Genomic DNA, 12376 nt, shown 5'->3' with positions numbered 1-12376 from the left:
TTGGATTTTGGATTTTGGATTTTAGATTAATAATCCAAAATCCAAAAACACTCAATCAAGCGTTTGTGCAGTATAGCCCTTCCTACTTAATATCCATAATTATCCAGAATTGGGGTGTTTAATTAACAATCCAAAATCTAAAATCTAAAATCTAAAATTGTTTCCGCCATGTCACAAAATAAACCCCGTGATGTTCAAGTTTGTCCAATAGCTACAGATACGAGAATACTGCGATCGCGCAGTTGGTCAAGGCTCAGATTTGAAATTGAATACGCTCTTGCTAAGGGTACAACTGCTAATTCTTATTTAATTGAAAGCGATAAAACTGCCATTATTGATCCTCCTGGGGAAACGTTTACGCAAATTTATTTAGAAGCTTTGAAGCAACGTTTCCATTTTGAAGATTTAGATTATGTAATTTTGGGACACGTAAATCCTAACCGCGCCGCAACTTTAAAAGCTTTGTTGGAAATTGCCCCGCAAATCACCTTTGTGTGTTCTAATCCAGGGGCAATAAATTTACGTGCAGCGCTAGAAAATCCAGATTTACAAATTTTTGTGATGCGGGGTGAAGAAACACTAGATTTGGGTAATGGGCATAATTTACAATTTATTCCCACCCCCAATCCCCGCTATGCAGATCAACTCTGCACCTACGACCCGCAAACAGAAATTCTGTACACAGATAAGTTATTTGGGGCGCACGTTTGTGGAGATCAGGTATTTGATGAAGGTTGGGAAGTATATAACGAGGATCGGCGCTATTATTTTGATTGCCTCATGGCTCCCCACGCCCGTCAAGTTGAAACAGCACTGGATAAACTTGTCGATTTTCCTGTGCGAATGTATGCCAATGGGCATGGGCCTTTGGTGCGCTATGGTTTAATTGAACTGACTAAAGCTTATCGGGAATGGAGTCAACAGCAAACATCTGCCGACTTGACAGTAGCGTTAATTTATGCTTCAGCTTATGGAAATACAGCCACATTAGCCCAAGCGATCGCTCGTGGCATCACCAAAGCTGGTGTCGCTGTAGAATCAATTAACTGCGAATTTACTGAACCAGAAGAAATTCGGGCGGCTGTGGAAAAATCTGCTGGTTTCATCATCGGTTCTCCTACCCTTGGCGGACATGCACCTACACCCGTGCAAACAGCTTTAGGAATTGTGCTATCCACCGCTACTAACAATAAACTTGCTGGTGCTTTTGGTTCCTTTGGCTGGAGTGGGGAAGCGGTTGATTTAATTGAGAGTAAATTAAAAGATGCTGGCTATCGGTTTGGTTTTGACACCATCCGCGTCAAATTCAAACCCGACGATGCTACCCTGCAATTGTGTGAAGAAGCTGGAACCGACTTTGCCCAAGCACTGAAAAAAGCCAGAAAAGTGCGATCACCAAGTCAACCTGCAACAACTGTAGAACAAGCAGTTGGTCGCATTGTGGGTTCTCTTTGTGTTTTGACTGCAAAAGAAGGCGATCGCTCTAGTGCTATGTTAGCTTCTTGGGTATCTCAAGCCAGCTTTAATCCACCTGGTTTAACTATCGCCGTCGCCAAAGACCGTGCAGTAGAAACACTGACGCATACAGGAAACAAATTTGTCCTCAATATCCTTAAAGAAGGTAATCACTTGGGGTTAATGAAGCACTTCCTCAAACCCTTTGGTCCAGGACAAGACCGATTTGCTGATGTCGCCACCCAAGAAACTGAAAATGGTTCTCCCATACTTACCGATGCCCTAGCATATCTCGAATGTTCCGTACAAAACCGGATGGAATCTGGCGATCATTGGCTGGTTTATGCGACTGTCGAGAGTGGCAAATTGTTAGATACTGATGGCGTTACAGCCGTGCATCATCGCAAATCTGCAACTCATTATTAATTGGGTATGGGGCATGGGGCATTGGGCAAAACAGTTCTGATAGCGGATAGCTAACGTTCCAATGCTATCCGTATCATCAGTGCCCGTCTAGCTACTCGAAAGGAACGTGAAGATTATGAACTCTTATTCAAATAATCCAACGCTCTCTGTTAGAAATTATTACTATGAATTTACGTGAACTTGAAGATCAAGCACTGAGATTATCTGCCGAGGATCGTTGGCAGTTAATCAATACATTAGTGCGATCGCTCCAACCAAAACTTCAGCCAACATCAAAGCCGAAGGGTTTAGCTGCAAGTTTAATCGGCATTGCCAAGAATGACAGCCTGCCACCTACAGATGAAGAAGTGAAAGCCATGCTAGATGAACGGTTGGCACAAAAGTATCTGTAATGCGAGTTTTATAATTGAACTTCAGTTCCAAAGCGATCGCCTAAGGAACTTCCAAATAAAAAAATACTCAAAAAACTGGTGAAAAAACTCTCTCCTCCTTATTCCTCTGTGTTCTCTGTGTCTCTGTGGTAGCCTGCGGCAAGCCGCTCCGCGTCTACGTTTATTTGGATAATTTATTTCTTGGAAGTCCCTAATTCGCTACACATTTCTATCTTTTAGTCAAAACCTACGCAGTATTGCTTTCAGATTTGCTCATAAGCAGACAAAAAATCCTCTCTTGAGATACCCGCTTGAGTACAAATGGATCTCAAGGTCGAACCTTTAATTTGAGAATGATTAGGCATAGTCAATGGAGTTTTTGTTCCATCTTCGTTTTCTCGTTCCATAACAATATGCTCTCGCTCCCTAATAACAGTGAATCCCAGAAATTCCAATGTCTTAATAACTTTAGCTTTAAGTACATCTACTGGGAATTTAACCATTAAATAAGAACCTCAGCTTCCGCCACAAAAGCTTCTAGGACTGGTGATTCCTCTTCTAAAACCTCTTGACCAAATATCTCTATATGGCAGTGGATAGCAGATTTAACATCAGCTAGTGCTTCTTCATAGCTGTCACCTTCGCCAACTACAACCCCTTTTATACCCAAGGGATAGGCTACGTAACCGTCGTTATGTTTTTCAACAATAATTTTGATTGCTCTCATTGTTATATAAAAGAATGGCTGAAAAGTTCAGGGGGATGTAGGACTTACACACAATAAACCCTACAACCCCTGTAAAAGGTTAGCTCTTAGGGTTGTGGCTATTTGCTAAAGCTGTAAATTTGCTGTGTCTCCAAGCGATCGCTAATCGATGAAGGCAGTGTACCATCGGTGAATATCTGCCGATCTAGTTGGACTTGTAAATTACTCAAAGGATCGCAACCAGAAGAAATCAGAAATTCTAGTTTTTGGATGTATGGCAAGGTTGCCAGATTGTCCAGAATTTGAAAGACAGCTTGTATATAAGGATGACCACTTTGTTGATACCAATCACAGCTAGCAACTTTTGGCTGATCAAAACCCAAGTGTACTGTTAAAGATGGCTCGTCAAATATAGCGATCGCTAAGGGACGTGCTTCTTCCTGCAACAATAAATCATTACTTGTCGCTAAGTGTCGCAGTTTTTCTAAGCGTTCATAGCGTTCTTTCACCGGTTCCGGGTCATCTTGCCAATGGATTGCTACTGTTACTAAATAAGTTTGTAACAGCATGTGACCCAGCTTTTTCGCCTTTGTTGCTAGATAATAGGAATTGTACTGGGTTGCCTCAATTAACAATGGCAAGCGATCGACCACTTCCAACCCATAACCTTTGACTCCAGCAATTTTACGGGGATTATTGGTAATCAAGCGAATCTTTTTGATGCCCAAATCCATGAGCATTTGTGCCCCCATCCCGTAGTCTCGCAAGTCAGCAGGAAATCCTAAACGCTCATTTGCTTCTACTGTATCCAGCCCCATATCCTGTAATGAGTAGGCTTTCAGCTTGTTAATCAAGCCGATTCCCCGCCCTTCTTGGCGTAGGTATACAACTACACCTTGACCAGCAGCCTCAATCATTTTCAGTGCTGCTTCTAACTGCATCCGACAGTCACAACGCAAAGAACCCAAAGCATCACCAGTTAAGCACTCTGAGTGCATCCGCACCATTACAGGCTCATCTTTGAAGTTAGCTGGATCGCCCTTGACAATTGCAACGTGTTCTGTATTATCTAGGGTATGGCGGTAGGCGTAAATTTCAAACTGACCGAATTCACTAGGCAACTTGGTAATCACCTCACGATATACTAGGCGATCGTGCTTTAGGCGATAGCTGATTAAATCTGCAATACTAATAATTTTTAAATTATGATGTTTGGCATATTCAACTAATTGCTGTAACCGCGCCATTGAACCATCGGGGTTTTGAATTTCACAAATTACCCCAGCTGGGTATAGCCCTGCTAGTCGAGATAAGTCTACAGCCGCTTCCGTATGCCCTGCGCGTTTAAGTACGCCTCCAGCCTTAGCCCGAAGGGGAAAAATATGACCAGGGCGACGTAAATCGTTAGGTTTTGTGGCTGGGTTGAGAGTAACCTGGATCGTGCGGGCGCGGTCTTCGGCTGAGATGCCTGTGCTGACGCCTAATTCTGGCCCGGCATCAATACTGACAGTGAAGGCAGTTTGGTTAGTATCTGTAATGTTGCTTACCATCAAAGGTAAGTCTAGCTCGTCTAGGCGATCGCCTGTCATTGCCAAACAAATCAGTCCTCTCGCTTCCACCGCCATGAAATTAATCGTGTCGGGTGTGGCAAATTGGGCAGCACAAATCAAGTCGCCTTCATTTTCTCTATTTTCATCATCTACCACTACAATGACGCGACCAGCTTTTAGGTCTGCTAAGGCGGCATCAATCGAATCAAATTTAAAAGCTTGGGTAGTATTAGGCTGTGACACAGAAAGATTTCCAGCTATAAACGTAAATTTTTTTTACAATTTCTCCTTTTAGATTGTAGCTCCTTTATAAGGCAGAGAAGTAGACTAGCATTAACAATTCAAAATTCAAAATTCAAAATTCAAACATTTTAGACATTCCAGACGGTGATTTAGCGAGAAACGTGGTCTTGGGCAAAGCCCAAGTGGAGCGATTTCTCAAGACAAACCCCGACTGAAATGGCTACTACATGTAGATATAGGGGTTTTCAACCCTTTAATTTACAATAATTTGATCGCGTGACAAGAATTTATGTCATTAAAAGTAGGGATAAAGTGCAGCGACAGTAAAGGATGAGAGGGATAAGGGGCAATACTGCTCGCATAAGCAGTGGAGGCAGTGGAGGCAGGGGAAGCAAAACTCTTCCCCTGCTCCCCCATCTCCCCGTTTGGGGCGTTTTGTGCGCTACACGTCTAGTCGCTGATATTGTTGATAGCTGAGAACGAATTAACTATTCATGGGATAAGGATTTCAGATCATGGGCAAATTTAGACGCGTACCCGTTGGGATTGTTGGCGCGTCGGGCTATGGCGGAGTACAGTTAGTACGATTACTGATGGATCATCCAGAAGTTGAACTGGTTTATTTAGGCGGTGAAAGTAGTATCGGGAAATCCTTGGGGGATCTCTACCCGCATTTAGCTCATGCAACTAACTTGTTAATAGAAGCAGTAGAACCAGAAATAATTGCTCACCGCTGTGAAGTAGTTTTCCTGGCTTTACCAAATGGTCTGGCTTGCCAAATTGCACCGAAACTGTTGGAAAAAGGATGTAAAGTTATAGATTTGAGTGCAGACTATCGGTTTAGTAATTTGACAACTTATACAAATTGGTATGGCATTGAGAGAAGCGATCGCACAATTGCAGCGACAGCAGTTTATGGATTACCAGAACTTTATCGCGATCGCATTGCCGAAGCTCAACTCGTTGGCTGTCCTGGTTCCTATCCCACTGCTAGTCTTCTTGCACTTTCGCCACTCTTAAAGCAAGGTTTAATCGTACCAGAAACAGCTATTATCGATGCCAAGTCCGGCACATCTAGCGGTGGACGACAGCCTCAAACCAACTTATTACTAGCTGAAGCAGACAACTCAATCGCAGCTTTCAACGTTGGTCGTCACCGTCATACCCCAGAAATTGAGCAAATTTGCAGTGACTTAGCCGGTCACGAACTCATGATCCAATTTACACCGCACCTGATCCCAATGGTACGCGGGATTTTGGCAACGGTATATGCCAAAATGAGCGATCCTGGTCTAGTGCGAGATGACTTAATCACAATTTTCTCAGCTTTCTACCGTAACTCTCCTTGGGTAAAAGTCTGTGGTAGCGGTATTTACCCCCAAACCAAATGGGCTAATGGCAGCAATCTTTGTTACATCGGTGTAGAAGTTGACCCGCGCACAGGTCGCGTAATTGTCATGTCAGCAATTGACAATCTAATTAAAGGACAGGCGGGCCAAGCGATTCAGTGTCTAAACCTGATGATGGGCTGGGATGAAACCTTGGGGTTGCCCAAATTGGGGTTTTATCCATGATTGGGGATTGGGGATTGGGTATTGGGTATTGGGGATTGGGAAGAATTCTAGCCCCCAGTCCCCAGTCCCTAGTCCCCAGTCCCCAGTCCCTAGCCCCTACTTCGGCCCTAACCCCACAGCACCAGCATAAACGGCGCGATCGCCTAGTTGATCTTCAATTCGCAGCAAGCGATTATATTTTGCTACGCGTTCGCTGCGACACAGAGAACCTGTTTTGATTTGACCGGCACGGGTTGCTACAGCTAAATCAGCGATCGTTGTGTCTTCGGTTTCACCAGAACGATGGCTAATTACTGAACGGATACTGTTGCGAGTTGCTAAATCAATCGTTTCTAAGGTTTCGGTAAGTGAACCAATTTGATTGAGTTTAATCAAAATGGCATTAGCAGCTTTTTCCTGGATGCCTCTTTGTAAGCGGGTGGCATTGGTAACAAACAAATCATCCCCTACCAACTGCACCCGCGAACCTAACTTCTGGGTGAGTAATTGCCAACTTTGCCAATCTTCTTCGTGCAAGCCATCTTCAATTGACACAATTGGATATTGATCAACAAGTTGTCCCAAATAATCAATAAACTCAGCTGGGGCGTGAGGTTTACCATCGTAAACATACTGACCATTCTTGTAAAATTCGCTAGCTGCTACATCCAACGCCAAAGCGACTTCTTCCCCTGGCTTATAACCAGCTTTCTTAATGGCAGCAACCAACAATTCCAAAGCTACTTGATTGGACTCTAAATTAGGGGCAAAACCGCCTTCATCGCCTACACCAGTAAGCAAACCCTTTTCATCTAATACCTGACTAAGAGTCGCAAACACCTCTGCACCCCAGCGCAATGCTTCTCGGAAGGAAGTTGCACCAATTGGGACAATCATAAACTCTTGAAAATCCACGTTATTTGATGCGTGTGCGCCACCGTTAATCACGTTCATCAACGGCACTGGGAGCAAATTCGCTAAAGGGCCACCCAAATAGCGATATAGAGGAATATCAAGAGATTCAGCACCAGCTTTGGCTGCTGCTAAGGAAACTCCCAAAATCGCATTCGCGCCTAAATTGGATTTGTTAGGAGAACCATCTATGGCGATCATCGTGCGGTCTAGCAGTTCTTGGTTGAGGACATCCAAGCCTAACAATTGCGGTGCAAGTGCTTCTTTGACGTTTTGTACTGCCTTGAGTACGCCTTTGCCCCCATAACGGCTTTTATCGCCATCACGCAGTTCGTGGGCTTCAAAAGTGCCAGTAGATGCACCACTGGGAACCTGCGCCAGTCCGACAACACCGTTGACTAAATGCACTTCGGCTTCAATTGTCGGTCTACCGCGTGAATCAAGAATTTCACGAGATGCGATCGCCTCAATGGCAGTATCTAGAAATTTACTCATCTGTACTTTATCCTTTATTCGAGTGTGTTACGCATCCAGTCCAGTTGCCTAACCCAATCGTTAGCTTATGCTGTTAAGAGGCTTTTTTGGCTGAGATTAAAGAAGATTTCCATTATAGGGATAGGGAGCAATGCCAAGAATGGGTAATTGTTTATCCTGTCCTTTAGACTTTTAATTCTTTCTGTGACGGCATTTTTACCTTAAGACTTTGAGCTAGGTAAAATGTTGGCAGAGAATAACACTAAATCAATTACAGAGAAAAGGTCAATATGCGATTACTACACACCATGCTGCGGGTGGGCAATCTTGAAGAGTCCTTAAAGTTCTACTGTGAAGTTCTAGGAATGAAACTGCTGCGCCGAAAAGATTATCCAGGAGGAGAATTTACCCTCGCTTTTGTTGGCTATGGTGATGAAAGTAACGAGGCGGTGATCGAACTAACCTATAACTGGGGAGTGGAAAAATACGAATTGGGTAATGCTTATGGTCACATTGCCCTTGGCGTTGATGATATTTATTCTACGTGTGAGGAAATCCGCAGTCAGGGCGGTAAAGTCGTGCGTGAACCAGGGGCGATGAAACATGGTTCGACAGTAATTGCTTTTGTGGAAGATCCCGATGGGTATAAAATTGAACTTATTCAACTGGGAAGTCAAGGGTCAACAGTCAAACAGGAATCACAAGAGCAACTTGTGAGTAAGTAATTCTTATAACGGATTTCCAAAAAAATAAATTATCCGCTAGGGTGGAATATCACCTACTTAAGCTGGGTTTAGATCCCCGACTTCTTGAAGAAGTCGGGGATCTGGATAGCAACTTTTGCTTAAGAGATATCTTGAAAAGTTAAACCAGACGCGGGAAGATTCAATCCCCACCTTATGAGTACATTAAAGGTGGGGAATTCTGCGACACGTTAAACTATCACCAATTACCAAGCCAAAATTGCCACCGGAGATACACACGGATATACGCTGAGAATGCTTGGATAATTAGGAACTGGGGACTAGTGACTAGGAATTAGTGACTAGAGAAAGTTTTTCCAATCCCCAATCCCCACTCCCAATCCCTAAACTAAAAATCAAAATTCCAAAATTCTAAAGATGCAACCTACAGATCCGAATAAATTTACTGATAAAGCCTGGGAAGCAATTGTTAAATCTCAGGATATAGTCCGTGCTTATCAACAACAGCAATTAGATGTTGAACATTTAATTATTGCCCTGTTAGAAGAACCCACTAGTCTAGCAATACGTATCCTGGCGCGATCTGAGGTCGATCCAATCCGCTTGCAACAGCAGCTAGAAGCCTTTACCCAACGTCAGCCCAAAGTTGGTAAAAACGATCAACTTTACCTTAGCCGCAATTTGGATATTTTACTAGACCGAGCCGAGGAAGCTAGAGTTAGGATGAAAGATTCCTACATTTCCGTGGAACATATACTATTAGCCTTTGCTGAAGACGATCGCATTGGACGAAAGATCCTCAAAGGCTTTAGTGCGGATGCCGCTAAACTAGAAGCTACGATCAAAGCCGTTCGCGGTAGCCAAAAGGTGACAGATCAAAGCCCAGAATCTCGCTATGAAGCCTTACAAAAATTTGGCAGAGATTTGACAGAACAGGCAAAAGCGGGAAAACTCGACCCAGTGATTGGGCGAGATGACGAAATTCGGCGGGTAATTCAAGTCTTGTCTCGTCGTAGCAAAAATAACCCCGTATTGATTGGTGAACCTGGGGTAGGTAAAACTGCGATCGCAGAAGCTTTGGCACAGCGAATGGTCAATGGCGACGTTCCCGAATCGCTAAAAAATCGCCAACTCATCTCTTTAGATATGGGTAGTTTGATTGCTGGGGCGAAATACCGGGGTGAATTTGAAGACCGTCTAAAATCTGTTCTCCGGGAAGTTACGGAATCTAACGGGCAAATCGTCCTATTTATTGACGAACTGCATACCGTAGTCGGTACAGGTTCCAACCAACAAGGGGCGATGGATGCCGGAAATCTGCTCAAACCGATGCTGGCGCGGGGAGAACTGCGTTGTATTGGCGCTACTACCCTCGACGAGTTCCGCAAACACATAGAAAAAGATGCCGCCCTAGAACGCCGCTTTCAGCAAGTATTTGTGGATCAGCCAACCGTAGAAAATACTATTTCCATTCTGCGGGGATTGAAAGAACGCTATGAAGTGCATCACAACGTCAAAATTTCTGATTCGGCTTTGGTAGCAGCAGCAACCCTGTCAGCGCGTTATATTAGCGATCGCTTCCTACCAGATAAAGCCATTGACTTAGTAGATGAAGCCGCAGCCCAGTTGAAAATGGAGATTACCTCCAAACCAGCTGAATTGGAAACCATCGATCGCCGCCTCATGCAGTTAGAAATGGAAAAACTCTCATTAGCTGGCGAAGAAAAGGGTACTCCCCAAACTAAAGAACGTTTAGAACGAATTGAGCAAGAAATCGCCAATTTAACGGAAAAACAGCTGACATTTAACGAGCAATGGCAAGGTGAAAAGCAGATACTTGAGGCTATCAGCGCCTTAAAAAAAGAAGAAGATGCGCTGCGAGTGCAAATCGAACAGGCGGAACGTGCTTATGATTTGAATAAAGCTGCCCAATTGAAGTATGGCAAATTGGAGGGAGTGCAGCGCGATCGCGAAGCCAAAGAAGCGAGCCTTTTAGAAATTCAAAACCAAGGTTCCACGTTACTGCGAGAACAAGTCACCGAAGCCGATATTGCCGAAATCGTCGCTAAATGGACAGGAATTCCCGTTAATCGCCTATTGGAATCGGAACGGCAAAAGTTACTACAACTAGAAAGTCATTTGCATCAACGAGTCATTGGACAAGAAGAGGCTGTAGAAGCAGTAGCCGCCGCAATTCGTCGCGCCCGTGCGGGGATGAAAGATCCCTCTCGTCCCATTGGTTCATTTTTGTTCATGGGCCCTACAGGTGTGGGCAAAACCGAACTCGCCCGCGCATTAGCTCAGTTTCTCTTTGATTCTGATGATGCCTTGGTGCGCTTAGATATGTCTGAGTATATGGAAAAACACTCAGTTTCTCGGTTAGTGGGTGCGCCTCCAGGATATGTAGGATATGAAGAAGGCGGTCAACTTTCCGAGGCGGTTCGCCGCCGTCCTTACTCAGTGGTGCTGCTGGATGAAGTGGAAAAGGCGCACCCCGATGTGTTTAATATTTTATTGCAAGTGTTAGATGATGGGAGAATTACTGACTCTCAGGGAAGGACAGTAGATTTTCGTAACACCGTCATTGTCATGACCAGTAACATAGGTAGCGAACATATTTTGGATGTATCTGGTGATGATTCTAAGTATGAAACGATGCGGAAGCGGGTAATGGATGGGTTGCGATCGCATTTCCGCCCGGAATTTCTCAACCGCGTTGATGATATTATTCTCTTCCATACCTTAAATCGCACAGAAATGCGGCAGATCATCCGCATTCAACTCAAGCGGGTAGAAAATCTCCTCCGCGAGCAAAAAATCTTCTTTGAGATATCCCAATCAGCTTGCGATCACCTTGTTGAATCAGGTTATGACCCAGTTTACGGTGCCCGTCCACTCAAACGGGCAATTCAGCGAGAAGTAGAAAACCCCCTCGCCACCAAGCTATTGGAAAATACTTTTATCTCTGGAGACACGATTATCATTGACAAAAATGAAAACGGTCTGTCTTTTAGTAAAAAAGTGCTGGTGAAGGTGTCAGTACCACAGATTGCTACATAGCATCTGGCAAATTCAATGAGAGACATTTCTCTTTAATGTCAACTTACATTGAATCAGTGGTTAAGCTGTTGGACGTTTAACCTGCATATTGCCTGGAATTAAAACTCTTGTGGGGTGGGCAAGATGCCATTGGTGTCAACTTAAGCTGGAAATAGCTTATCTGTTGGCTTCCATGCCCACCCGGAAATTTATTTCCGGGCTAATAGCTTAAGTCTACTGAAGTAGACTGGAGATTTTTAGCGATATTTAGTCATCTTCAGATGACTTTAGCTATTATACGGGAATTTCAATTCCCGGCGGACGAGCGGTTTCACGTTAAGTTGACACCAATGAACAATGCTGTGCCCCTACAAATAATGGTCTGTATTCTATGCAATTAAGAACCGCTATACCCTACGGGAAGCCGCAAAGCGTCTATGTTTGTGTACATGCCTTTGCCTTGGCGTGCCGAAGGCATCATTCCATTTGCCCCAATACAGTTCAGATAAGCCCAAAACACTTGTAGAGACGGCGATTTATCGCGTCTCTAAAACCCAAAATTGTTGCCAGTAGCCCTTAACCTAAGCGTATTGATTGCCCTAGCTTTCTTTATAAATAACCTCTTAATAAAAACAATGTGAACAGCAAAATTCCCGACTTCTCTAAGAAGAATTCGGGAATTTTCGCTTAACATCTGATTATTCTGCAATAACTGATATTTTTCTTTTAACAGATGGGTATTATAAGTCTACTCTGCTAACAACATCTTCATAAATCTGCCTTCAAATAAAATACATTTCCGCAATTTTACTGTGACGTTATGCTCTTATTCTTGACCGGGCTTGAATTAAATAATTCTGAAAAAATCAGTGTTTACCGGATAAAATCAAAAATTTATTAATGATATAACTTTAAACAAATTCTCTTTTGCAATAGCTACTTC

Annotated in this window: 9 protein-coding genes; 5 read left to right on the top strand and 4 right to left on the bottom strand. The window is 43.7% G+C overall.

The annotated features are described in order from the left end of the window. The first annotated feature begins 168 nt into the window (after nt 1-168). Nucleotides 169-1881 (top strand): diflavin flavoprotein, encoded by a 1713-nt coding sequence (locus tag V7K76_RS22975; protein WP_334775641.1) that lies wholly within the window; start codon nt 169-171, stop codon nt 1879-1881. Nucleotides 1882-2045: 164 nt separating this feature from the next. Then, nucleotides 2046-2273, top strand: a complete 228-nt coding sequence (locus V7K76_RS22970) for a hypothetical protein (RefSeq protein WP_334775642.1) — start codon at nt 2046-2048, stop codon at nt 2271-2273. Nucleotides 2274-2515: 242 nt separating this feature from the next. Here the strand turns inward: V7K76_RS22970 and V7K76_RS22965 are convergent, their stop codons facing one another. The 3 genes from V7K76_RS22965 to ribBA form a co-directional block, all read right to left on the bottom strand. Further along, nucleotides 2516-2755, bottom strand: a complete 240-nt coding sequence (locus tag V7K76_RS22965) for a type II toxin-antitoxin system HicA family toxin (RefSeq protein WP_334775643.1) — start codon at nt 2753-2755, stop codon at nt 2516-2518. Further along, a complete protein-coding gene (locus tag V7K76_RS22960; protein WP_179068392.1) occupies nt 2755-2979 on the bottom strand; it encodes a type II toxin-antitoxin system HicB family antitoxin in 225 nt (74 codons plus the stop codon). Before V7K76_RS22960 ends, V7K76_RS22965 begins: the two co-directional genes overlap by 1 nt. Nucleotides 2980-3077: 98 nt before the next feature. Further along, nucleotides 3078-4751, bottom strand: coding sequence for a bifunctional 3,4-dihydroxy-2-butanone-4-phosphate synthase/GTP cyclohydrolase II (gene ribBA, locus V7K76_RS22955; RefSeq protein ID WP_334775644.1), 1674 nt, complete (start codon nt 4749-4751; stop codon nt 3078-3080). Nucleotides 4752-5266: 515 nt separating this feature from the next. On the opposite strand from ribBA, the gene argC reads away from it, so the two are divergent. Next, nucleotides 5267-6325 (top strand): N-acetyl-gamma-glutamyl-phosphate reductase, encoded by a 1059-nt coding sequence (gene argC, locus V7K76_RS22950; protein ID WP_334775645.1) that lies wholly within the window; start codon nt 5267-5269, stop codon nt 6323-6325. Between the two features lie 96 nt (nt 6326-6421). Here argC and eno read toward each other — a convergent pair whose 3' ends face one another. Further along, a complete protein-coding gene (gene eno, locus V7K76_RS22945) occupies nt 6422-7711 on the bottom strand; it encodes a phosphopyruvate hydratase (protein ID WP_334775646.1) in 1290 nt (429 codons plus the stop codon). Between the two features lie 269 nt (nt 7712-7980). Here eno and gloA point away from each other — a divergent pair, with 269 nt between their 5' ends. Continuing rightward, a complete protein-coding gene (gloA, locus tag V7K76_RS22940) occupies nt 7981-8415 on the top strand; it encodes a lactoylglutathione lyase (protein ID WP_334775647.1) in 435 nt (144 codons plus the stop codon). Nucleotides 8416-8811: 396 nt separating this feature from the next. Continuing rightward, nucleotides 8812-11454 carry an ATP-dependent chaperone ClpB gene (gene clpB / locus V7K76_RS22935; RefSeq protein WP_334952660.1) on the top strand — a complete coding sequence of 881 codons (2643 nt, stop codon included), beginning with the start codon at nt 8812-8814 and terminating at the stop codon, nt 11452-11454. Nucleotides 11455-12376 lie beyond the last annotated feature (922 nt).

It is taken from the genome of Nostoc sp. (assembly GCF_036917975.1).
In the GTDB taxonomy this organism is placed as follows: domain Bacteria; phylum Cyanobacteriota; class Cyanobacteriia; order Cyanobacteriales; family Nostocaceae; genus Nostoc.
Note: the sequence above shows the minus strand (reverse complement) of the source record. Positions and strands in the feature narration are given on the sequence as shown.

Coding starts and splice junctions, on each gene's coding strand:
- clpB (WP_334952660.1), top strand. CDS start 8,812: ATGCAACCTACAGATCCGAATAAATTTACTGATAAAGCCTGGGAAGCA.
- gloA (WP_334775647.1), top strand. CDS start 7,981: ATGCGATTACTACACACCATGCTGCGGGTGGGCAATCTTGAAGAGTCC.
- V7K76_RS22965 (WP_334775643.1), bottom strand. CDS start 2,755: ATGGTTAAATTCCCAGTAGATGTACTTAAAGCTAAAGTTATTAAGACA.
- V7K76_RS22975 (WP_334775641.1), top strand. CDS start 169: ATGTCACAAAATAAACCCCGTGATGTTCAAGTTTGTCCAATAGCTACA.
- argC (WP_334775645.1), top strand. CDS start 5,267: ATGGGCAAATTTAGACGCGTACCCGTTGGGATTGTTGGCGCGTCGGGC.
- V7K76_RS22970 (WP_334775642.1), top strand. CDS start 2,046: ATGAATTTACGTGAACTTGAAGATCAAGCACTGAGATTATCTGCCGAG.
- eno (WP_334775646.1), bottom strand. CDS start 7,711: ATGAGTAAATTTCTAGATACTGCCATTGAGGCGATCGCATCTCGTGAA.
- V7K76_RS22960 (WP_179068392.1), bottom strand. CDS start 2,979: ATGAGAGCAATCAAAATTATTGTTGAAAAACATAACGACGGTTACGTA.